The 20449-nt window shown below is 60.4% G+C and carries 35 protein-coding genes; 2 read left to right on the top strand and 33 right to left on the bottom strand.

Features of this window, described 5'->3' with window-relative positions:
• Positions 1-40 precede the first annotated feature (40 nt).
• Positions 41-691 carry a c-type cytochrome gene (locus tag D1Y85_RS21030; protein ID WP_124153005.1) on the bottom strand — a complete coding sequence of 217 codons (651 nt, stop codon included), beginning with the start codon at positions 689-691 and terminating at the stop codon, positions 41-43.
• A 237-nt stretch (positions 692-928) separates the two neighbouring features.
• Between D1Y85_RS21030 and yihA the strand changes: the two genes are divergently transcribed.
• Both yihA and hemB read left to right on the top strand, forming a co-directional pair.
• Positions 929-1600 (top strand): ribosome biogenesis GTP-binding protein YihA/YsxC, encoded by a 672-nt coding sequence (yihA, locus tag D1Y85_RS21025; RefSeq protein WP_124153004.1) that lies wholly within the window; start codon positions 929-931, stop codon positions 1598-1600.
• 323 nt (positions 1601-1923) lie between these two features.
• A complete protein-coding gene (hemB, locus tag D1Y85_RS21020; RefSeq protein ID WP_124153003.1) occupies positions 1924-2922 on the top strand; it encodes a porphobilinogen synthase in 999 nt (332 codons plus the stop codon).
• Positions 2923-3015: 93 nt separating this feature from the next.
• On the opposite strand, the gene dsbD is transcribed toward hemB, so the two are convergent.
• The 32 genes from dsbD to D1Y85_RS20860 all read right to left on the bottom strand — a co-directional run.
• On the bottom strand, positions 3016-4917 hold the full coding sequence (dsbD, locus tag D1Y85_RS21015) for a protein-disulfide reductase DsbD (protein WP_124153002.1): 1902 nt from the start codon (positions 4915-4917) through the stop codon (positions 3016-3018).
• Positions 4910-5221: a divalent-cation tolerance protein CutA gene (cutA, locus tag D1Y85_RS21010; protein WP_185219063.1), complete on the bottom strand. Its 312-nt coding sequence runs from the start codon at positions 5219-5221 to the stop codon at positions 4910-4912. Before cutA ends, dsbD begins: the two co-directional genes overlap by 8 nt.
• A 215-nt stretch (positions 5222-5436) precedes the next feature.
• Positions 5437-5829 (bottom strand): 50S ribosomal protein L17, encoded by a 393-nt coding sequence (rplQ, locus tag D1Y85_RS21005; RefSeq protein ID WP_124153000.1) that lies wholly within the window; start codon positions 5827-5829, stop codon positions 5437-5439.
• Between the two features lie 150 nt (positions 5830-5979).
• Positions 5980-6957: a DNA-directed RNA polymerase subunit alpha gene (locus tag D1Y85_RS21000; RefSeq protein ID WP_124152999.1), complete on the bottom strand. Its 978-nt coding sequence runs from the start codon at positions 6955-6957 to the stop codon at positions 5980-5982.
• Positions 6958-7081: 124 nt separating this feature from the next.
• On the bottom strand, positions 7082-7705 hold the full coding sequence (rpsD, locus tag D1Y85_RS20995) for a 30S ribosomal protein S4 (protein ID WP_124152998.1): 624 nt from the start codon (positions 7703-7705) through the stop codon (positions 7082-7084).
• Positions 7706-7869: 164 nt separating this feature from the next.
• Entirely contained in the window at positions 7870-8274 is a 405-nt protein-coding gene (gene rpsK, locus D1Y85_RS20990; RefSeq protein ID WP_017777173.1) for a 30S ribosomal protein S11, read from the bottom strand.
• Between the two features lie 25 nt (positions 8275-8299).
• Positions 8300-8665 carry a 30S ribosomal protein S13 gene (gene rpsM / locus D1Y85_RS20985; protein WP_124152997.1) on the bottom strand — a complete coding sequence of 122 codons (366 nt, stop codon included), beginning with the start codon at positions 8663-8665 and terminating at the stop codon, positions 8300-8302.
• Positions 8666-8700: 35 nt separating this feature from the next.
• Positions 8701-8817, bottom strand: coding sequence for a 50S ribosomal protein L36 (gene rpmJ, locus D1Y85_RS20980; RefSeq protein WP_027819338.1), 117 nt, complete (start codon positions 8815-8817; stop codon positions 8701-8703).
• A gap of 21 nt (positions 8818-8838) precedes the next feature.
• On the bottom strand, positions 8839-9057 hold the full coding sequence (gene infA, locus D1Y85_RS20975) for a translation initiation factor IF-1 (RefSeq protein WP_004521905.1): 219 nt from the start codon (positions 9055-9057) through the stop codon (positions 8839-8841).
• An 8-nt stretch (positions 9058-9065) separates the two neighbouring features.
• The gene (gene secY, locus D1Y85_RS20970; RefSeq protein WP_124152996.1) at positions 9066-10412 is read right to left on the bottom strand and encodes a preprotein translocase subunit SecY; all 1347 of its coding nucleotides are present in this window, start codon (positions 10410-10412) and stop codon (positions 9066-9068) included.
• Between the two features lie 59 nt (positions 10413-10471).
• Positions 10472-10906, bottom strand: coding sequence for a 50S ribosomal protein L15 (rplO, locus tag D1Y85_RS20965; RefSeq protein ID WP_028206523.1), 435 nt, complete (start codon positions 10904-10906; stop codon positions 10472-10474).
• A 30-nt stretch (positions 10907-10936) separates the two neighbouring features.
• Positions 10937-11119: a 50S ribosomal protein L30 gene (gene rpmD, locus D1Y85_RS20960; protein ID WP_124152995.1), complete on the bottom strand. Its 183-nt coding sequence runs from the start codon at positions 11117-11119 to the stop codon at positions 10937-10939.
• 11 nt (positions 11120-11130) lie between these two features.
• Complete coding sequence (gene rpsE, locus D1Y85_RS20955; protein ID WP_124152994.1) at positions 11131-11649, bottom strand: 30S ribosomal protein S5; 519 nt, start codon at positions 11647-11649, stop codon at positions 11131-11133.
• A 14-nt stretch (positions 11650-11663) separates the two neighbouring features.
• Positions 11664-12029: a 50S ribosomal protein L18 gene (gene rplR, locus D1Y85_RS20950; protein ID WP_124152993.1), complete on the bottom strand. Its 366-nt coding sequence runs from the start codon at positions 12027-12029 to the stop codon at positions 11664-11666.
• Positions 12030-12041: 12 nt separating this feature from the next.
• Entirely contained in the window at positions 12042-12572 is a 531-nt protein-coding gene (gene rplF / locus D1Y85_RS20945) for a 50S ribosomal protein L6 (RefSeq protein ID WP_124152992.1), read from the bottom strand.
• An 18-nt stretch (positions 12573-12590) separates the two neighbouring features.
• Positions 12591-12986, bottom strand: a complete 396-nt coding sequence (gene rpsH / locus D1Y85_RS20940; RefSeq protein WP_124152991.1) for a 30S ribosomal protein S8 — start codon at positions 12984-12986, stop codon at positions 12591-12593.
• Between the two features lie 14 nt (positions 12987-13000).
• The gene (rpsN, locus tag D1Y85_RS20935) at positions 13001-13306 is read right to left on the bottom strand and encodes a 30S ribosomal protein S14 (RefSeq protein WP_028228152.1); all 306 of its coding nucleotides are present in this window, start codon (positions 13304-13306) and stop codon (positions 13001-13003) included.
• Between the two features lie 7 nt (positions 13307-13313).
• Positions 13314-13853 (bottom strand): 50S ribosomal protein L5, encoded by a 540-nt coding sequence (gene rplE / locus D1Y85_RS20930; RefSeq protein WP_028222621.1) that lies wholly within the window; start codon positions 13851-13853, stop codon positions 13314-13316.
• 16 nt (positions 13854-13869) lie between these two features.
• Entirely contained in the window at positions 13870-14178 is a 309-nt protein-coding gene (gene rplX / locus D1Y85_RS20925; protein WP_124152990.1) for a 50S ribosomal protein L24, read from the bottom strand.
• Between the two features lie 9 nt (positions 14179-14187).
• The gene (rplN, locus tag D1Y85_RS20920) at positions 14188-14556 is read right to left on the bottom strand and encodes a 50S ribosomal protein L14 (RefSeq protein WP_124152989.1); all 369 of its coding nucleotides are present in this window, start codon (positions 14554-14556) and stop codon (positions 14188-14190) included.
• 387 nt (positions 14557-14943) lie between these two features.
• Positions 14944-15216 (bottom strand): 30S ribosomal protein S17, encoded by a 273-nt coding sequence (gene rpsQ, locus D1Y85_RS20915; RefSeq protein ID WP_124152988.1) that lies wholly within the window; start codon positions 15214-15216, stop codon positions 14944-14946.
• On the bottom strand, positions 15213-15407 hold the full coding sequence (gene rpmC / locus D1Y85_RS20910) for a 50S ribosomal protein L29 (RefSeq protein ID WP_075159014.1): 195 nt from the start codon (positions 15405-15407) through the stop codon (positions 15213-15215). The genes rpsQ and rpmC overlap by 4 nt, the downstream gene beginning before the upstream one ends.
• A 10-nt stretch (positions 15408-15417) precedes the next feature.
• The gene (gene rplP, locus D1Y85_RS20905) at positions 15418-15834 is read right to left on the bottom strand and encodes a 50S ribosomal protein L16 (RefSeq protein WP_092002755.1); all 417 of its coding nucleotides are present in this window, start codon (positions 15832-15834) and stop codon (positions 15418-15420) included.
• Positions 15835-15836: 2 nt separating this feature from the next.
• Positions 15837-16631: a 30S ribosomal protein S3 gene (gene rpsC, locus D1Y85_RS20900; protein WP_028213348.1), complete on the bottom strand. Its 795-nt coding sequence runs from the start codon at positions 16629-16631 to the stop codon at positions 15837-15839.
• Between the two features lie 11 nt (positions 16632-16642).
• Positions 16643-16972, bottom strand: a complete 330-nt coding sequence (gene rplV, locus D1Y85_RS20895) for a 50S ribosomal protein L22 (RefSeq protein WP_004199272.1) — start codon at positions 16970-16972, stop codon at positions 16643-16645.
• A 12-nt stretch (positions 16973-16984) separates the two neighbouring features.
• Positions 16985-17260 carry a 30S ribosomal protein S19 gene (gene rpsS / locus D1Y85_RS20890; RefSeq protein ID WP_027797286.1) on the bottom strand — a complete coding sequence of 92 codons (276 nt, stop codon included), beginning with the start codon at positions 17258-17260 and terminating at the stop codon, positions 16985-16987.
• Between the two features lie 10 nt (positions 17261-17270).
• Positions 17271-18098: a 50S ribosomal protein L2 gene (gene rplB, locus D1Y85_RS20885; protein WP_124152987.1), complete on the bottom strand. Its 828-nt coding sequence runs from the start codon at positions 18096-18098 to the stop codon at positions 17271-17273.
• Positions 18099-18100: 2 nt separating this feature from the next.
• Positions 18101-18415 carry a 50S ribosomal protein L23 gene (gene rplW, locus D1Y85_RS20880; protein WP_124152986.1) on the bottom strand — a complete coding sequence of 105 codons (315 nt, stop codon included), beginning with the start codon at positions 18413-18415 and terminating at the stop codon, positions 18101-18103.
• Complete coding sequence (rplD, locus tag D1Y85_RS20875) at positions 18412-19032, bottom strand: 50S ribosomal protein L4 (RefSeq protein WP_124152985.1); 621 nt, start codon at positions 19030-19032, stop codon at positions 18412-18414. Before rplD ends, rplW begins: the two co-directional genes overlap by 4 nt.
• Positions 19032-19691 (bottom strand): 50S ribosomal protein L3, encoded by a 660-nt coding sequence (gene rplC / locus D1Y85_RS20870; protein ID WP_124152984.1) that lies wholly within the window; start codon positions 19689-19691, stop codon positions 19032-19034. The genes rplD and rplC overlap by 1 nt, the downstream gene beginning before the upstream one ends.
• Before the next feature lie 222 nt (positions 19692-19913).
• Positions 19914-20225, bottom strand: coding sequence for a 30S ribosomal protein S10 (rpsJ, locus tag D1Y85_RS20865; protein WP_017777154.1), 312 nt, complete (start codon positions 20223-20225; stop codon positions 19914-19916).
• A gap of 136 nt (positions 20226-20361) precedes the next feature.
• Positions 20362-20449 (bottom strand): EF-Tu C-terminal domain-related protein (locus D1Y85_RS20860; protein WP_080361398.1); only part of this gene is annotated, 88 nt, incomplete at its 5' end.

Below are 20449 nucleotides of genomic sequence, written 5' to 3'. Positions count from 1 at the left end.
GCGGCCAGCGCGCAAGTCGCGCGCCGAACCGTCAAGTGCGTCAGTGCAAGCCAGCGGCGTAGTCGGCGACGGCTTTGATCTCGTCATCCGACATCCGGTGCGCAATCTGGCGCATCGGGTCGCTGTTGTTGCGTGTCCCCTGCTGGAAAGCGTTGAGCTGTGCCACCACGTATTCCGACCACTGGCCCGACAAACGCGGGTACTGGATCGGAATGCCCTGACCGGTCGGCCCGTGGCACGCCGCGCAGGCCGGAACGCCCTTGTCGGCGATGCCCCCGCGCCAGATGGTCTGGCCGAGCGCAACGGTCTTAACGTCGTGGGCAAAACCTGGCTTGGGTGTTTGCGAGGAGAACCACGCCGTGACGTTGATCATATCCTGGTCGGAAAGCACAGCGGCAAAGCCCGCCATAATGAGATTATTACGAAGTGGCGGCTTGCCCCCCTGCGGTTTAAAGTCCCGGAGCTGTTTGACAAGATACTCGGCGTGCTGGCCGGCGAGCTTCGGATAGGCGCCCCCGGCGCTGTTGCCGTCCGCGCCGTGACACGCTGCGCATACCTGCGACGCAATGGCCTGCCCGCGCGCGATATCCGGTTTGGCCGGATCCGCCGACGCTGCCATCGAAAGACCTGCTGCAAGACCTGCCGCGACCGCAAATTGAAATACCTTCAACGACTTACACAGTCGATTCATTCGCGCACCTAGTTTTATCTTGTGGGTATCAGGTTCTGCAAAGTAACGACAGCAACCGATCCATCTCCAGAGACCCGCGCTGGCCTTACAGGTATTCAGTAAACCGTCGCATTGTACAATAGCGCGGTGCGCGCGACCGCGCCAATCGGGCCTCGCCCCGATATCTTCGAATCCCTCCCGGCCGCCTCCGGGTCTGCGGCGATGCCGCCAAGTTTGTCTCACATTGTGGTTTCCCAGATGGCATTGCTGCTGCATCAAGCCCGCTTTTTCACGACCGTCAACCACCTGCGCGATCTGCCCGCGACGGCACGCCCGGAAATTGCGTTCGCCGGCCGGTCCAACGCGGGCAAGTCCACTGCTATCAACCTGTTGTGCAACCAGAAGCGGCTCGCCTTCGCATCGAAGACACCAGGGCGCACCCAGCACATCAACTATTTCGCGGTGGGTACAGCCGACGACCCCGCAGGCTATCTGGTCGACCTGCCCGGTTACGGTTACGCCGAAGTGCCTGAGGCGTCGAAGCAGCACTGGGAAGTGCTGCTGTCCCAGTATCTGAAAACGCGTGCGCAGCTGCGTGGCCTGATCCTGATGATGGATGCACGCCGTCCGCTGACCGAACTCGATCGCCGCATGATCGAGTGGTTTGCGCCCACGGGCAGACCGATCCACGCGCTGCTAACGAAATGCGACAAATTGACGCGCCAAGAGTGCGTCCTCGCGCTGCGTACGGCAAAGAAGGGCTTTGACGAATACAAGCAGCAGGGTTTCGAGGGCGAACTGAGCGCTCAGTTGTTCTCGGCGCTCAAGCGCGTGGGACTAGACGAAGCGCATGCGGTGATCGAGAACTGGATCGTGCCGCCCGCCGACACCAGCGCCGCGGACGAAGCGGCCGAACGCCCCGCTCGATAACTGCCGACCTGGTGCTCGCAAACATGCGGCACCGCTGCCTCCCCCCGCTTTGTGACGTTGCGGCGACGACCTGATCCGCGTGTTGGGTGACTCGCGGCGTGGCATGTTGGCGCACCGCGTTGAACATTTTCGTCGCCCATAAAAAAACCCGCCGTCAATGCCGGCGGGCTAAACAGCCTTATCGAAAAACGACAGGCACCCGCTCAGGGAGGAGAAGCGGGGAGTCTGGCGCAGGGCGCCTCGCTCGACCGTATGATATACCATTGTCCTGAAATGTCGCCGGGGCCCCCGGCGACACAGTTCGATTCACGATATCCGCCGACATGAGCTTCTATCCGCATCATCGTCCGCGCCGCATGCGCCGTGACGATTTCTCGCGCCGCCTGATGCGCGAAAACCTGCTGACCACCAACGATCTGATCTACCCCGTGTTCGTCGTCGCGGGCAACAACGTGCGTGAATCCGTACCGTCGATGCCTGGCGTCGATCGTGTTTCGATCGACCTGCTCATGGGCGTCGCCGAGCAGTGCGTAGAACTCGGTGTACCGGTGCTGTCGCTCTTCCCGGCGGTCGATCCGTCGCTCAAGACGCCCGATGGCATCGAAGCGACCAATCCCGACGGCACAATCCCGCGCGCCGTGCGCGAACTCAAGAAGCGCTTTCCGGAACTGGGCGTGCTCTGCGACGTCGCACTCGACCCGTACACGAGCCACGGTCAGGACGGTGTGCTCGACGAAAACGGCTACGTCATCAACGATGAGACCGTCGAGATTCTCGTTGCGCAGGCGCGCACGCAGGCCGAAGCGGGCGTCGATATCGTCGCACCTTCGGACATGATGGATGGGCGCATCGGCGCGATCCGCGAGATGCTGGAGAGCGAGAACCACATCCACACGAAGATCATGGCCTACTCGGCCAAATATGCTTCGGCGTTCTACGGACCGTTCCGCGACGCAGTCGGATCTGCTTCGAATCTGGGCAAGGGCAACAAGATGACCTACCAGATGGACCCGGCCAACAGCGACGAAGCGCTACGCGAAGTGCGCCTCGACATCGAGGAAGGCGCCGACATGGTGATGGTCAAGCCCGGCATGCCGTACCTCGATATTCTGCGCCGCGTGAAGGACGAATTCCGCTTCCCGACCTACGTGTACCAGGTGAGCGGTGAATACGCGATGCTCAAAGCGGCCGCGCAGAACGGCTGGCTCGATCACGACAAGGCGATGATGGAATCGCTGCTCGCGTTCAAGCGCGCGGGCGCGGACGGCATTCTCACCTATTTCGCGCTCGACGCCGCGCGTATCCTGCGCGCACAGAAGTAAAACGCGCGGCACGCCGAACACCCCAGGCGTCTTCTCCAACAAAAAGGCACGTCGAATCGACGTGCCTTTTTGTTTGTTGCGTCCTCTGAGTGTCTACGACTGCGGTGGGAGCGGCGTCACCGGACCGGCCAGCCGATCGAGGCGCGCGAGGAAGCGATCCGCGTTCTCATATCCCACGACGCGCAGCACTTCGTGGCCCCTGTCGTCGAAGAAGATGATGCCCGGCGGTCCGAACAGGCCAAAGCGCTTGAGCAGCGCCTGATCGTCGGTGTTGTTTGCGGTGACGTCCGCGCGCAGCAGGTGAAGCTGCCTCAAACGCGCCTGCACGCGAGGGTCGCTAAACGTGAACTTCTCCATCTCCTTGCAGCTCACGCACCAGTCCGCGTAGAAGTCGAGCATCGACGGCTTGCCCGCCGTGCCGAGCGCCGCATCGAGCTGCGCGGGCGAAGCCACCTTCGCGAAGGTCAGATCGCTCGCAACGGGGGCGTTTGCGGCCGCCGTCGCCGTAGGGCTCGTGCTGCCAACGCGCGCTGCGAGCACGCTGAGCGGGCGCAGCGGATCGGTCGAGCCTGCGGCAAGCCCGACGAGCAGCGTCGCCGCCCAGATCGCGAAAGCGGCGCCGACGCCACGCCCCAGGCGACGCCAGACGTTCGCTGCGCCCGCGTTCGGCGTGAAAAGCCCGAGCGCCGCGGCAGCGAGCAGCAGCCACAGTGCGGCAAGCAGCATCTGCGCAATGGCACCAAGCACAGGCCACACGATCCACAGCGCCGCCGCGAGCAGCACGACGCCGAAGAACACCTTCACGCCGTCCATCCAGACGCCGGCGCGCGGCAACAACGTTCCTGCACCGAACCCGATGATCATGAGCGGCACGCCAAGGCCAATACCCATCGCGAATAGCGCGGCACCGCCGAGCGCGGCGTTGCCCGTATGGGCGATGAACGCGAGCACTGCGAAGAGCGGCGCGGTCATGCATGCGCCGACGACGAGCGCCGAGAGCGCGCCCATCACGGCGACAGCGGCGAACTTGCCGCCCGAACGCCCCTGCGACGCGCGCGATGCGCCATCCTGCCAGCGCTGCGGCAGGGCGATGTCGTAGCCAGCGATCAGCGTGAGCGCGAACACGGTCAGCAGCAGCGCGAACACGCCGAGCACCCACGGGTTCTGCAGCCACGCACCGAGACTCTGCCCGACGAGCGCCGCAGCGATTCCGAGCACCGTGTAGACCAGTGCCATCCCGAGCACGTAGATGAACGAGAGCGCGAAGCCGCGCGCGCGGGTGACGCGCGCACCTTCACCGATGATGATCGCAGAGAGAATCGGGATCATCGGATACGAGCAGGGAAGCAGACTCAGGACCAGTCCCGCGACAAAGTACAGCCCAACGACGGCAAAGAAACCACCGCCCTGGAGCAGCGACTGTGCGTAGTCGGCGCTGGTCGCACGCTCGTACCAGGGTTCGCTGGCGCCCGGCGCGGCTTGCCCCGGCGAAATAGCGGCAGTCTGCGCTGTACCGGCTACCGCGCCCTGCGCCGCCGATTGCAGCGCCGCACCGCTCACGTGAAAGACATGCACCGCCGGCGGATAGCAAATGCCCGCGTCGGCGCAACCTTGTGACGTCACCGCGAGATCGAATGGACCGCTTGCGCTCTTCACCGGCACGCGGATGGACACCTGGCCGCGATAGGTCTCGACGTTCTTCTGGAACGTCTGGTCGAATTTGACGTGGCCCGCAGGAATAACGGGCGTGCCCAGCGTGGCTGAACCATTGCGCGTCTCAAACGCGAAGCGCTCGCGGTACATGTAGTAACCGTCTGCGATCTTGAAGTGCACGTCGACTGCGCCCGGCTGCTCGGAGGCACTGAACGTGAACGCCTGATCGGGCGGCAGGAAATCGTCGTCGGCGTTCGCGACCGGTGCAAACGCGAGGAACGAAAGCACCGCAATCAGGAAGGAAAGCCCGACGCGCAAGCGCCGTTCGAAACGATTAAACATGAATGGGTCGCTGGGTTTCGGCATCGACCCACTGCCCGTAAGCGTTCGACGCCGCGACTTGCCACGAAAGGATCTCGGGTGTGTCGTAGGGATGCTGGGTCTGGATGAACTGTTCGAGGTCGACTGCGCGGGCTTCGCTCGTCTTGAAGATCAACTGGATTTCGTCGGCAGATTCGATTTTGCCTTGCCAGTGATACTGCGATCGAACCGCGCCCATTCGTGTGACGCACGCAGCGAGACGCCCGGCGAGCGCATCCGCGGTCAGCCGGTCGGCGGTCGCGGCGTCGGGCACCGTGGTCAACATCAGGGTTACATTGAGCGTCAAGGCGAACTCCGGCACGAAGCTTCAGGCAGGACGTAATCGTACCACCGGCGCCGATCGCCTTCTGGCGCCGGCCAGAGCGACAAAGCGCCCCGACAAGGAGCTAACGCCCACAGTACGCGAATATTTCGTGACGGAAACAAAAAAGCCAGGCTAGGCCTGGCTTTTTCATATACGGCTGGAGCGCCGCAGGAAGCTTATTCCGCTTCTTGCACGTTCTCGTCCGCGACTTCCGGACGGTCGAGCAGTTCGACGAGCGCCATCGGTGCGTTGTCGCCGACGCGGAAGCCGAACTTCAGGATGCGCAGGTAGCCGCCCGGACGGTTCGCGAAACGCGGACCGAGCACGTCGAACAGCTTCGTGACCGAGTCACGATCGCGCAGGCGGTTGAACGCCAGACGGCGGTTCGCGAGCGACGGCTTCTTGCCGAGCGTGATGAGGGGCTCGACAACCTTACGGAGTTCCTTCGCCTTCGGCAGCGTGGTCTTGATGACTTCGTGCTCGATCAGCGAGTTGGACATGTTACGGAGCATTGCCAGACGGTGGCTGCTCGTGCGGTTCAGTTTCCGCAGACCATGACGGTGACGCATTTCAATTTCCTTGAAACAGAGTTTTGGTCCAGCTCTTCTATCGCTTCGAGGGTCTTACAACCCAACCAAAGCACGGGCCGGTATCAGAAAAAGGCAAGACGCGGATTTTACAGGAAAAATACGGGAAAATCCGCGTCCTTGCCAGACTACTTACTTGTCGAGACCAGCCGGCGGCCAGTTTTCGAGCTTCATGCCAAGCGTGAGACCGCGCGAAGCGAGCACTTCCTTGATCTCGTTGAGCGACTTGCGACCCAGATTCGGGGTCTTGAGCAACTCGTTCTCGGTGCGCTGGATCAGGTCGCCGATGTAGTAGATGTTCTCGGCCTTCAGGCAGTTCGCCGAGCGAACCGTGAGTTCGAGATCGTCCACCGGACGCAGCAGGATCGGATCGATCTGCGGTGCGCGCGACGGGGCTTCCGCCGCCGTTTCCGTGCCTTCCAGTGCAGCGAACACCGACAGCTGATCCACGAGGATGCGCGCCGATTGACGGATCGCTTCCTCCGGCGAGATCACGCCGTTGGTTTCGATGTTCATCACGAGCTTGTCGAGGTCGGTACGCTGTTCGACACGCGCGCTTTCCACGGCATAGCTCACGCGGCGAACCGGCGAGAACGACGCATCCAGCACAATACGGCCGATGATCTTGGCCGAGTCTTCGCCATAACGGCGCACGTTGCCCGGGACATAGCCGCGGCCCTTCTCAACCTTGATCTGAACGTCGAGCTTGCCGCCCTTCGTCAGATGCGCGATCACGTGATCGGGATTGATGACTTCGCAATCGTGCGACAGTTCGATGTCGCCTGCCGTCACGACGCCTTCGGCTTCCTTGCGCAGCGTAACCGTCACTTCGTCACGGTTATGCAGCTTGAAAACCACACCCTTCAGGTTCAGCAGCAGGTTGACCACGTCCTCTTGCACACCGTCGAGCGTCGAATACTCGTGCACGACGCCTGCGATCGTCACTTCGGTCGGCGCATAGCCCACCATCGACGACAGCAGCACGCGCCGGAGCGCGTTACCCAAGGTGTGGCCATAACCGCGTTCGAACGGCTCCATAACCACTTTCGCATGGTTGTCGCCGAGCGATTCCACAGCGATGATCTTGGGTTTCAGCAAACTGGTTTGCATAGGGTTTCCTTTTCAATACCCTCGGCTCGTTACACCGATAAGGCTGAGATGGCACAACCTGAAAACGAACAGCCGAGGACGCCTCTTGCGCGAAGCACAGAGGCGCCCTCGGCCATCGATCCCATTAACGCGAATACAATTCGACGATCAGGCTTTCGTTGATGTCGCCAGCGATGTCGCTGCGCTCCGGCATGCCCTTGAACGTACCTTCGAACTTCTTCGCATCGACCGAAACCCACTGCGGCATGCCGCCTTGTTCAGCCAGCGACAGTGCTTCGACGATACGAGCCTGCTTCTTCGCCTTTTCGCGGATGGCGACGATGTCGCCCGCCTTGACTTGCATCGACGGCACGTTTGCGACGACGCCGTTCAGCGTCAGCGCCTTGTGGCTCACGAGCTGACGCGCTTCAGCGCGCGTCGAGGCGAAGCCCATGCGGTACACGACGTTGTCGAGACGCGACTCGAGCAGTTGCAGCAGGTTTTCACCGGTGTTGCCCTTGCGGCGGTCCGCTTCCGCGAAGTAGCGGCGGAACTGACGCTCGAGCACGCCGTAGATGCGCTTCACTTTTTGCTTTTCGCGCAGTTGCGTACCGTAGTCCGAGGTACGGGCACCCGAGGTGCGGCCGTGCTGACCCGGCTTGCTGTCGAGCTTGCACTTGTCAGCGAGCGAACGGCGGGCGCTCTTCAGGAAGAGGTCGGTGCCTTCACGGCGGGACAGCTTGGCCTTCGGGCCGATATAACGTGCCACGTTACTTTCCTTCGATGATTGATCACGCGAGGGCTAAGTGGGAAAACCCTGCCTTCGCGCTAGTCCGGCTCTTTGAACCGAACGGTGGGCTTAGTCAATTCAATAACGCCAAGCGCCCGCACACGCCGTTTCCGGCGGCACAGGCACGAGGCAAAAGCGACGCTTTAGATGCGGCGGCGCTTCGGCGGACGGCAGCCGTTGTGCGGAACCGGCGTCACGTCGGAGATCGCGGTGATCTTGATGCCAAGACCATGCAGCGCGCGCACCGCCGATTCGCGGCCAGGACCGGGGCCCTTGATACGCACTTCGAGGTTCTTCACGCCGTATTCCATCGCCACGCGGCCAGCCGACTCGGCTGCGACCTGAGCTGCGAAGGGCGTCGACTTACGCGACCCCTTGAAGCCCTGACCACCCGAGGTTGCCCAGGCAAGCGCGTTGCCCTGACGGTCGGTGATGGTGATGATGGTGTTGTTGAACGACGCGTGAACGTGAACCACGCCCTCGGCGACGTTCTTCTTAACCTTCTTGCGAACGCGTTGCGCCGCGGTGTTGTTCGAAGCCTTAGCCATTACGTTTTCCTGTAACTAGTTCCGCTTACTTCTTCAGCGATTGCGCTGCGCGGCGCGGACCCTTGCGCGTACGCGCATTGGTACGCGTACGCTGGCCGCGCAGGGGCAGGCCCTTGCGATGGCGCACGCCGCGGTAGCAGCCGAGGTCCATCAGGCGCTTGATGTTCATCGTCACTTCACGGCGCAGATCGCCTTCGACGACAAACTTGCCCACTTCCTCACGCAGCTTTTCGAGATCCGCGTCGTTCAGGTCCTTGACCTTTTTGTCAAACGGGACGCCAGCAGTCACGCAGATGTTGCGCGAACGCGTGCGGCCGATACCGAAAATAGCCGTCAGGCCGATTTCAGTGTGCTGGTGGTTCGGGATGTTAACCCCTGCGATACGAGCCATTGTTTTTCCTCAAACAAAAAGCGCAAGCGCGCTAATCAGCCTTGACGCTGCTTGTGGCGCGGGTCCGAGCTGCAGATCACGCGAACGACGCCGTTGCGCTTGATGATTTTGCAGTTGCGGCAAATGCGCTTTACCGATGCCATCACTTTCATGATATTACCCTTTTTCCTAAATCACTTCGCCCGGAACACGATCCGCGCACGCGACAGATCGTAAGGCGTCAATTCAACCGTCACCTTGTCGCCCGGGAGAATGCGGATGTAGTGCATCCGCATTTTTCCCGAAATATGCCCCAGGACGACATGGCCGTTCTCCAACTTCACCCGGAAGGTTGCGTTGGGGAGGTTTTCGATGACCTCACCCTGCATCTGGATTACATCGTCTTTGGCCATAGGTCCTTTCAACGCATCGGGACGCCGCCACCCTTGAAGTTAGCCTTCTTGAGCAGCGATTCATATTGTTGCGACATAACGTACGACTGCACCTGCGCCATGAAGTCCATTGTGACGACGACAATGATCAGCAGCGACGTGCCACCAAAATAGAACGGTACATTCCAGCGCAGCACCAGAAATTCGGGCAGCAAACAAACGAACACGATATAGATCGCACCGGCCAGCGTCAGACGCGTGAGGATGCGGTCGATATAACGGGCCGTTTGATCGCCCGGGCGGATGCCAGGTACGAACGCGCCACTCTTTTTCAGGTTGTCGGCTGTTTCCCTGCTGTTGAACACCAGTGCGGTGTAGAAGAAGCAGAAGAAGACAATCGCCAACGCATACAGCAACACGTACACGGGCTGGCCAGGCTTGAGGGCCTCGGCCACGTTGTGCAGCGTGTTCGCGAACCAGCTGGTTTGCGACCCCGAACTGAACCAGTTCAGGATGGTTGCCGGGAACAGGATGATCGACGATGCAAAGATCGGCGGAATCACGCCCGACATGTTCAACTTCAGCGGCAGGTGCGACGACTGCCCACCGTAAATCTTGTTACCAACCTGACGCTTCGCATAGTTCACGAGGATCTTGCGCTGGCCGCGTTCGATGAACACCACCAGATACGTCACAGCTGCGATCAACACGACCACGATGATTGCGGAGAACGGACCCATCGAGCCGGTCTGCACCAGCGTGAACAACCCGCTGATCGCATTCGGGAAGCCCGCCGCAATCCCGCCGAAGATGATGATCGAGATGCCGTTGCCGAGGCCACGTTCCGTGATCTGCTCACCGAGCCACATCAGGAACATCGTGCCCGTCACGAGCGTCACGACCGTCGTCAGGCGGAACACCATGCCCGGATCGATCACGAGCCCAGGCTGATTTTCCAGCGCGACTGCAATGCCGAACGCCTGAAACGTCGCCAGCACCACCGTGAAGATCCGCGTGTACTGCGTGATCTTGCGTTGTCCGGCCTGCCCTTCTTTCTTCAGCGCCTCCAGCTGCGGCGAGACAATCGCCATCAGCTGCAGGATGATCGACGCCGAGATATACGGCATCACACCCAGCGCGAAGATCGTGAACCGCGACAGCGCACCACCCGAGAACATGTTGAACATGCCAAGGATGCCGCCCGACTGGCTCTGAAAGAGCTTCGCGAGCTGGTCCGGGTCGATGCCCGGAACCGGAATGTGCGCACCGATGCGATAAACGACCAGCGCCAGCAGCAGGAACATTGCACGCCGGCGCAGGTCGCCGAACTTCGGTGCGCTGCGACCGGTTTTTGCGAGACTCGGGCTGTTAGCCAACTAGCTTCTCCGATGCAGATGTTAGTGACGGCGGGCAAGCCCGCACGCACCACTCACAATCACTCGGCAAAAGAACCGCCTGCTGCTTCGATCGCAGCACGCGCGTTCTTCGTCGCACCCAGACCCTTCACGACGACCTTGCGCTTGATTTCGCCGGTGGCGATGATCTTTGCGCTCCTGGTCAGTTCGCCAACGAGGCCTGCCTGCTTGAGAGCCAGCAGATCGATTTCGTCGACCGGCAGCTTCTCGATGTCAGCGAGGCGCACTTCACCGACGAATTCCTTCGTCAGCGAGGTGAAGCCACGCTTCGGCAGACGACGCTGCAGCGGCATTTGACCGCCTTCGAAGCCGACCTTGTGGAAGCCGCCCGAACGCGATTTCTGACCCTTGTGACCACGGCCAGCGGTCTTGCCGAGGCCGGAGCCGATGCCGCGACCGACGCGACGCTTTGCGTGCTTCGCGCCTTCTGCCGGCTTCAGGTTATTCAATTCCATTTTCAACTCCTGGAGTCTTCTGGTGACCGCTTAGGCGATGACCTTAACGAGGTACGAGACCTTGTTGATCATGCCGCGCACAGCCGGCGTGTCCTGCAGCTCGGAGATCGAGTTCAGGCGGCGCAGGCCGAGGCCGCGCACCGTGGCGCGGTGCGATTCGCGGGTCCCAATCAGGCTCTTGACGAGCTGAACCTTGACAGTTTTTTCAGACATGGTGCCCACCCTTAGCCCAGAATGTCTTCGACGGACTTGCCGCGCTTCGCCGCGATGTCAGCCGGGGTCGACTGCTTGCGCAGACCGTCCAGCGTTGCGCGAACGAGGTTGTACGGGTTCGTCGAACCGTGGCTCTTGGCCACGACGTTCTGCACGCCCATCACGTCGAACACTGCGCGCATCGGGCCGCCGGCGATCACACCGGTACCAGCCTTCGCCGGAGCGAGGAGGACCACCGATGCGCCGTGCTTGCCGTGCACTTCGTGTTGCAGGGTACCGCTCTTCAGAGGCACCTTGAACATGTTGCGGCGAGCTTGTTCCATCGCCTTCTGGACAGCGACCGGCACTTCCTTCGCCTTGCCCTTGCCCATACCGACGCGGCCATCACCGTCGCCAACCACGGTCAGTGCGGCGAAGCCGAGAATACGGCCACCCTTCACGACCTTGGTCACGCGGTTGACCGAAATCATTTTTTCGCGAAGGCCGTCGTCGCGTTCGTCAGCCTGAACTTTCGCTTGCATCTTTGCCATGACGAATTCTTCCCTTAGAACTTGAGCCCGGCTTCACGCGCAGCCTCAGCCAGCGCCTTGACGCGGCCGTGGTAGCGGAAACCCGAGCGGTCGAAGGCGACGGATTCGATGCCGGCAGCCTTGGCCTTTTCTGCGATACGCTTGCCGATCAGCGTGGCAGCGGTGACGTTGCCACCCTTGCCCGACTGGTCTGCGAGTTGCGCACGCACTTCGGCTTCGAGCGTCGACGCGCTGGCGAGCACCTTGGTGCCGCAGGGCGAGAACACTTGCGCATAGATGTGCGTGTTCGTGCGATGCACGGCCAGGCGCGCGACTTGCAGCTCAGCGATCTTGAGACGCGTCTGACGAGCGCGGCGCAGGCGAGATTGAGTCTTATCCATGATTGCGCACCCTTACTTCTTCTTCGTTTCTTTGAGGATCACAACCTCGTCGGCGTAACGCACACCCTTGCCCTTGTAGGGCTCAGGCGGACGATAACCGCGCACTTCGGCAGCGGTTTGGCCAACTTGTTGCTTGTTGATCCCCTTGATCACGATTTCCGTTTGCGACGGGGTTTCAGCCTTGACGCCTTCCGGCATCTGGTGCACCACCGGGTGCGAGAAACCCAGCGACAGGTTTAGCTTGTCGCCTTGCGCTTGAGCACGGTAACCGACGCCAACCAGCGTCAGCTTGCGCTCAAAACCCTTCGTCACGCCTTGCACCATGTTCGCGACGATCGCGCGCATCGTGCCAGACATCGCATTCGCTTCGCGGCTGTCGTCGACCGGCTCGAACTTCAGCGTGCCGTTGTCGTTCACCACCTTCACGAGGCGATTCGCAGCCTGCGAAATCGTACCCAGCGGGCCCTTGACGGTAATCTTCTCGTCGCTGAGCGTCGCCTCTGCGCCTTGCAGCGCGATCGGGCTCTTACCTACTCGAGACATGTTTCTTCTCCTTCGGCGTTAAGCGACGTAGCAGATGACTTCGCCGCCCACGCCATTGGCGCGAGCCTTGCGGTCCGTCATCACACCCTTCGGCGTCGACACGATCGCAACGCCGAGGCCATTCATGACCTGCGGGATGTCGTTACGGCCGCGGTACACGCGCAGACCCGGCTTCGAGACGCGTTCGATGCGCTCGATAACGGGACGGCCAGCGTAGTACTTCAACGCGATGTTCAATTCCGACTTCGCACCTTCGGTTTTCACCGCGAAGTCGTCGATATAACCTTCGTCCTTCAGGACCTGCGCGATCGCAATCTTGACTTTCGACGAGGGCATAGCAACCGAAACTTTCTCGACCATCTGCGCATTGCGGATGCGAGTCAGCATATCGGCGATAGGATCACTCATGCTCATTTATGTTTCTCCTATTACCAGCTCGCCTTGGTGACGCCAGGGATCTCACCACGGAACGCGATTTCACGAATCTTGTTACGTGCGAGACCAAATTTGCGGAACGTGCCACGCGGACGACCCGTGATCGCACAGCGGTTACGCTTGCGGGTGGGGTTCGAGTTGCGCGGCAGTTGTTGCAGTTCCAGACGAGCTGCGTAGCGCTCTTCTTCCGACTTGCTTTGGTCGTCGATGATCGCCTTCAGCGCTGCGCGCTTCGGTGCGAACTTCGCTGCCAGACGGGCGCGCTTCTTTTCACGTTCGATCAGTGCCAGTTTAGCCACGGTAACCTCAGTTTCTGAACGGGAACTTGAAGCCGGCGAGCAGTGCCTTTGCTTCTTCGTCGGTCTTCGCAGTCGTCGTGATGCTGATGTTCAGACCACGCAGCGTGTCGACCTTGTCGTAATCGATTTCGGGGAAAATGATCTGCTCTTTCACACCGATGTTGTAGTTACCACGGCCGTCGAACGCCTTACCCGACACACCACGGAAGTCGCGCACACGGGGGAGCGCAACCGTCACGAAACGGTCGAGGAATTCGTACATTGCCTGGCCACGCAGCGTGACCATCGTGCCGATCGGGTAACCTTCGCGGATCTTGAAGCCAGCAATTGCCTTGCGCGACTTCGTGATAACCGGCTTCTGGCCAGCGATCTTCGTCAGGTCGCCAACAGCATGCTCGAGGACCTTCTTGTCAGCGACGGCTTCACCGACACCCATGTTCAGGGTGATCTTGGTGAGGCGCGGCACTTCCATGATCGACTTGTAACCGAACTTCTCGATCAGGCCCGGAACGACCTTCTCTTTATAAAATTCTTGCAAACGTGCCATTTTTTACTCCGCAGCGTCAGGCGCTCAGGACAGCACCGGTCGTCTTAAGGAAACGAACCTTCTTGTCCCCTTCGACCTTGATGCCGACACGCGAAGCCTTGCCATTCGCGTCGACGAGCGCGACGTTCGAAATGTGCAGCGGCATCGCCTTGGCTTCCACGCCACCAGTCGTACCCTTCATGGGATTCGGCTTCACATGCTTCTTCACAATGTTGAGGCCTTCGACGGTCACGCGCTCTTCACCAACGGCCAGCACGACGCCGCGCTTGCCCTTGTCCTTGCCGGTCGTGACGATGACTTCGTCACCCTTGCGAATCTTGTTCATCGCGACTCCTTACAGCACTTCCGGCGCGAGCGAAACGATCTTCATGAATCGTTCGCTACGCAGCTCACGCGTCACCGGCCCGAAAATACGGGTACCGATCGGCTCGAGCTTGGTATTCAAAAGCACGGCGGCGTTGCCATCGAACTTGATCAGCGAGCCGTCTTGACGGCGCACGCCCTTCGCAGTGCGAACCACAACAGCGTTGTAGATTTCGCCCTTTTTCACGCGCCCGCGCGGCGTTGCTTCCTTGACGGTCACCTTAATGATGTCGCCAATGCTGGCATAACGACGCTTCGAGCCGCCGAGCACCTTGATGCACATGACTTCACGCGCACCCGTGTTGTCGGCCACTTCAAGCCGAGATTCGGTCTGGATCATGGTTTATCTTTCCCAACTTAATCCGGTTGCACCACCATGGCACACCCGGTCAGTCTTGGTCCCGTCAGCCGCGCCGCCACTAGAACGACCGCTCAGCTGCTTGGGTAAGAACAGCAGCGACGGCAAACGAAACCGGCCATCGCATTCCGGTGAATCTTGCGAACCCGGGCTGGCGCCCGCATTCGCCTTGCAAACTTCCCCTCACCTTTCACCTGCCGCTTTGCCAACAGCAAGCTCATAAAGAGGGAAGACCAAGATTGTAACCAGACAATCTTGGTCTTGCAAGCGAAATCTTCTGCGATTTCAACTACTTCTACTACCGCACATCACACCGGGGCAGACAGCGATGCCGAGCCCCGGGTGAGCCGTCTTCCAGGGATTACTCCCTTAGATGACGCGAGCCGCTTCGAGCAACTTCGACACGGTCCAGGCCTTCGTCTTCGACAGAGGACGCGTTTCCTGGATTTCAACGAGGTCACCCTCGTTGTACGTGTTCGATTCGTCGTGAGCGTGGTACTTCTTCGACTGCACAACGTACTTGCCGTAGATCGGGTGCTTGACGCGGCGCTCGACCAGGACGGTGACCGTCTTGTCCATCTTGTTGCTGACGACTTTGCCGACCAGCGTCCGCTTAAGCGAGGTTTTCACGCTTTCGTTCATTTCTGGTTCGCCTTCTCAGTCAGGACGGTCCGCACACGTGCGATGTCGCGACGAACCTTCTTCAGCTGGCTCGTGTTCGTGAGCTGCTGGGTCGCGAGTTGCATGCGCAGGCCGAATTGCGCCTTCAAGAGGTCCGACAGCTCTTTGTTGAGCGCGGCCTTGTCTTTCTGGTGAAGTTCGGATGCCTTCATCATTTACTCCTTAGGCGCCGAGCTGGCGAACCATGAAGACCGTCTTCAGCGGCAGCTTCGCTGCAGCCAGACGGAACGCTTCACGGGCCAGTTCTTCGGTCACACCGTCCATTTCATAAAGCATCTTGCCCGGCTGAATCTCGGCGACGTAGTACTCCGGGTTACCCTTACCGTTACCCATACGTACTTCAGCCGGCTTTTGCGAGATCGGCTTGTCCGGGAAAATGCGAATCCAGATGCGGCCGCCGCGCTTGATGTGACGCGTCATTGCACGACGCGCTGCTTCAATCTGACGCGCGGTCAGGCGGCCGCGACCGATAGCCTTCAGACCGTATTCACCGAACGAAACCGCGTTGCCGCGAGTTGCGACGCCGGTGTTACGACCCTTCTGCTCTTTACGATACTTCCTGCGTTTCGGTTGCAGCATCGTTATTCTCCACTCTTGCCATCGCCGCCGGCGGCGCCACGGCGCGGTGCGCCACGACGGGCACCCGGTGCGCCTTCGCCGTCACGGCGCGGACGACGATCACCCGGACGTGCGTTACGGCGCGGACGCTTTTCTTCGGCGACTTCTTCCACCACCGGTGCGTCGTTGCGGCCGAGCGTGTCGCCCTTGTAGACCCAAACCTTCACGCCGATGATGCCGTACGTCGTCTTCGCTTCCGAGGTCGCGTAGTCGATGTCAGCACGCAGCGTGTGAAGCGGCACTCGACCTTCGCGGTACCACTCGGTACGCGCGATTTCGATACCGTTCAGACGGCCGGCGCTCATGATCTTGATGCCCTGGGCACCCAGACGCATCGCGTTCTGCATCGCGCGCTTCATCGCGCGGCGGAACATGATCCGGCGCTCGAGCTGCTGCGTGATCGAATCGGCGATCAGTTGAGCATCGGTTTCCGGCTTGCGGATTTCCTCGATGTTCACGTGAACCGGAACGCCCATGCGCTTCTGGAGTTCGGCCTTGAGGAGTTCGATGTCCTCGCCCTTCTTGCCGATCACCACACCCGGACGCGAGCTGTAAATCGTGATACGCGCATTCTTTGCCGGACGCTCGATCACAACACGGCCCACCGAAGCGTTCTTCAGCTTCTTCTTCAGGTATTCACGAACACCGATGTCTTCCTTCAACATCGCCGCGAAATTGTTGTTGTTCGCGTACCAGCGCGAAGCCCAATTGCGGCTGACGGCCAAACGGAAGCCAGTCGGATGAATTTTCTGTCCCATCGTATGGCTCCTTAATTCCCGACCGTCACAGTGATGTGACAGGATTGCTTCTCGATGCGGTTACCGCGACCCTTTGCGCGTGCGGTGAAACGCTTCAGCGAAGCAGCCTTGTCGACGTAGATGCTCTTGATCTTGAGCTCGTCGATGTCGGCGCCTTCGTTGTGTTCAGCGTTTGCGATCGCCGAGAGCACAACCTTTTTCACGATGCCAGCCGCTTTCTTCGGCGAGAACGTCAGAACGTTCAGCGCCTTGTCGACCGGCAGACCGCGGATCTGGTCAGCCACAAGGCGCGTTTTCTGCGCCGAGATGCGGGCACCGCGATGAATTGCCTTCACTTCCATCTTGATTGCCCCTTATTTCTTGGCCTTCTTGTCGGCCGCGTGACCCTTGAACGTCCGGGTCAGTGCGAACTCGCCAAGCTTGTGGCCGACCATGTTTTCCGTGACATACACGGGAACGTGTTGACGGCCGTTATGGACGGCGATCGTCAGACCGATGAAGTCCGGCAGGATCGTCGAACGACGCGACCAGGTTTTGATCGGTTTCTTGTCACGCGTTGCTGCAGCCGCCTCAACCTTCTTCAGCAAATGGGCGTCGCAGAACGGACCTTTCTTGATAGAACGTGCCATTGCCTACTCCTTAACGCTTGTGACGGCGCTGGACGATCATGCTCGTCGTGCGCTTGTTGCTGCGGGTGCGATAGCCCTTCGTCGGCGTGCCCCACGGGCTCACCGGATCGCGGCCAGCTGCGGTCTTGCCTTCACCACCACCGTGCGGGTGGTCGACCGGGTTCATTGCAACGCCACGCACCGTCGGGCGGATACCGCGCCAGCGGTTCGCGCCAGCCTTACCGATTTGACGGAGGCTGTGTTCTTCGTTGCCAACTTCACCGATCGTTGCACGGCACTCGATATGCACGCGGCGGATTTCGCCCGAACGCAGACGAACCTGCGCGTAGACGCCTTCACGTGCCAGCAGCATTGCCGACGTGCCAGCCGAACGCGCTATTTGCGCGCCCTTGCCCGGCAGCATTTCGACGCAGTGGACCGTCGTACCGACCGGAATGTTGCGAATCGGCAGGGTGTTACCTGCGCGGATCGGCGCTTCCGAACCGGACATCAGTTGCTGACCCACCGTCGCGCCCTTCGGAGCGATGATGTAGCGGCGTTCGCCGTCTGCGTACAGAACCAGCGCGATGTTCGCGCTACGGTTCGGATCGTACTCAAGACGTTCGATCTTTGCGGGGATGCCGTCCTTCGTGCGACGGAAATCGATCACGCGATAGTGCTGCTTGTGACCACCACCCTGGTGACGCGTCGTCACGTGACCGTTGTTGTTACGACCGGCCTTCGAGGATTGCTTTTCGAGCAGCGGCGCGTACGGCGCACCCTTATGCAGATCCTTGTTGACGATCTTAACCATCGCGCGGCGACCCGGCGAAGTCGGCTTAACTTTCACGATTGCCATGATTACTTGGCCTCCGCTTCAAAGTTGATTTCCTGGCCGGGCTTCAGGCAGACGTAGGCCTTCTTCACGTCCTTGCGCTTGCCGTTGAAGCGGCCAAAGCGCTTTTGCTTGCCCTTCTGGACCAGCACGTTGACGGAATCGACTTCCACCTTGAACATCAGCTCGACGGCGGCCTTGACTTCCTGCTTGGTCGCGTCCGGCGCGACTTCGAAGACGACTTGTTCGTTCTTCTCCGCCACCAGCGTCGCCTTTTCGGAGACTACCGGCGCGAGCAGGACCTGCATCAAACGATGATCGTTCTTGCGAATCTCGCTCATGACAGCAACTCCTCGATCTGGGCGACCGCAGCCTTCGTGATCAGAATCTTCTTGAAGAAGATCAGCGAGAGCGGGTCGGCGAAACGCGGCTCAACGACTGCCACGTGGGGCAGGTTGCGCGACGCGAGATACAGGTTCTCGTCGACCGTGTCGGTGATGACCAGCACGGATTCGAGACCCATGGCCTTGAACTTGTCGGCCAGCAGCTTCGTCTTCGGCGCTTCGAGGGAGAGTTCCTCGACGACCGAGATACGGCCTTCGCGGGCCAGCTGCGAGAAGATCGAGCAGAGACCTGCGCGATGCATCTTCTTGTTGACCTTGTGCGAGAAGTTTTCTTCCGGCGAATTCGGGAAGATGCGACCACCGCCACGCCACAACGGGCTCGACGACATACCGGCACGAGCACGGCCCGTACCCTTCTGGCGCCACGGCTTCTTGGTGGTGTGCTTGACCTGCTCGCGATCCTTCTGCGCGCGGTTGCCGCTACGTGCGTTCGCCTGATAGGCGACGACGATCTGGTGAATCAGGGCTTCGTTGTAGTCACGGCCGAACACGACGTCCGACGCGTTGACTGCAGCACCTTCCTGACCATTAGCGTTCAGGAGCTTGAGTTCCATTATTGCGCTCCTTTCTTCACGCGAGCCTTGACCGCCGGCGTCACGAAAACCTTACCGCCCTTCGCGCCCGGAACGGCACCCTTAACGAGCAGCAGCTTGCGCTCTGCGTCGATGCGGGCGATTTCGAGGTTTTGCACCGTAACGGTTTCGTCACCCATGTGACCGGTCATGCGCTTACCCGGGAACACGCGACCCGGATCCTGCGCCATACCGATCGAGCCCGGCACATTGTGCGAGCGCGAGTTACCGTGGGAAGCACGGCCCGAGGCGAAGTTGTAACGCTTGATGGTACCGGCGTAGCCTTTACCGATCGAGGTGCCTTGCACGTCGACCATCTGGCCTTCCGAGAAGAGATCCACACCGATCACAGCGCCAGCGGACAGTTCGGCAGCCTTGGCGGCGTCGATCTGGAATTCCTTGAGGATTTCACCGGCTTGAACGCCAGCTTTGGCGAGATGACCTGCGAGCGGCTTCGTCACGCGCGATGCACGGCGCGTACCGAACGCAACCTGAACAGCCGTGTAGCCGTCGGTTTCAACAGTCTTGATCTGCGTCACGCGGTTGTCGGACACGTCCAGCACGGTGACGGGAATCGAGTCCCCATCAGCCGTGAAGATACGGGTCATGCCAACCTTGCGACCTACGAGTCCAAGGCTCATCGTTTTCTCCATTCCCGACTGCGATTGGTCGGGGCTAATTTACAAAGTGCCAGTGCTTTTTCGCCCGTTTTCAAGGCACTTTTCAGCGAAAAGGCTTGAAAGGGACACACCAGCTTTTTGCGCAAATGCGCGAAAAGACGTCAAGTATAACGTCCATTCTCGTTTTCCGCAAGCAATCAAAGACTTAGCGCCACCGGGACATCCTGGCAGCGCTTGAGAGCCTTACTGCAGCTTGATTTCGACGTCCACACCGGCCGGCAGGTCCAGCTTCATCAGTGCGTCGACGGTCTTGTCCGTCGGGTCAACGATGTCCATCAGGCGCAAGTGGGTACGGATTTCCAGCTGGTCGCGCGACGTCTTGTTGACGTGCGGCGAGCGCAGGATGTCGAAACGCTGGATGCGCGTCGGCAGCGGCACCGGGCCGCGGACGATTGCACCGGTCCGCTTCGCCGTGTCGACGATTTCAGCAGCCGACTGGTCGATCAGACGATAGTCGAAGGCCTTCAGGCGAATACGGATTTTCTGGTTCTGCATGACGATTCCTTGAAAAGAGCGAGGCGGACTTGCGCCGCCAGACTAGGTAAAGAGCGTAGGACCGGACCGCGGTTGAGCACCGCGGCCCGGCCCCTGATACATCAACTTCTACTGCCAAAACAGCAAACCAGCGATTTTACTCGATGATCTTGGCAACGACACCGGCGCCGACGGTACGGCCACCTTCGCGGATTGCGAAGCGCAGACCTTCTTCCATCGCGATC

The organism is Paraburkholderia dinghuensis (assembly GCF_003837865.1).
Classification (GTDB): domain Bacteria; phylum Pseudomonadota; class Gammaproteobacteria; order Burkholderiales; family Burkholderiaceae; genus Paraburkholderia; species Paraburkholderia dinghuensis.
Note: the sequence above shows the minus strand (reverse complement) of the source record. Positions and strands in the feature narration are given on the sequence as shown.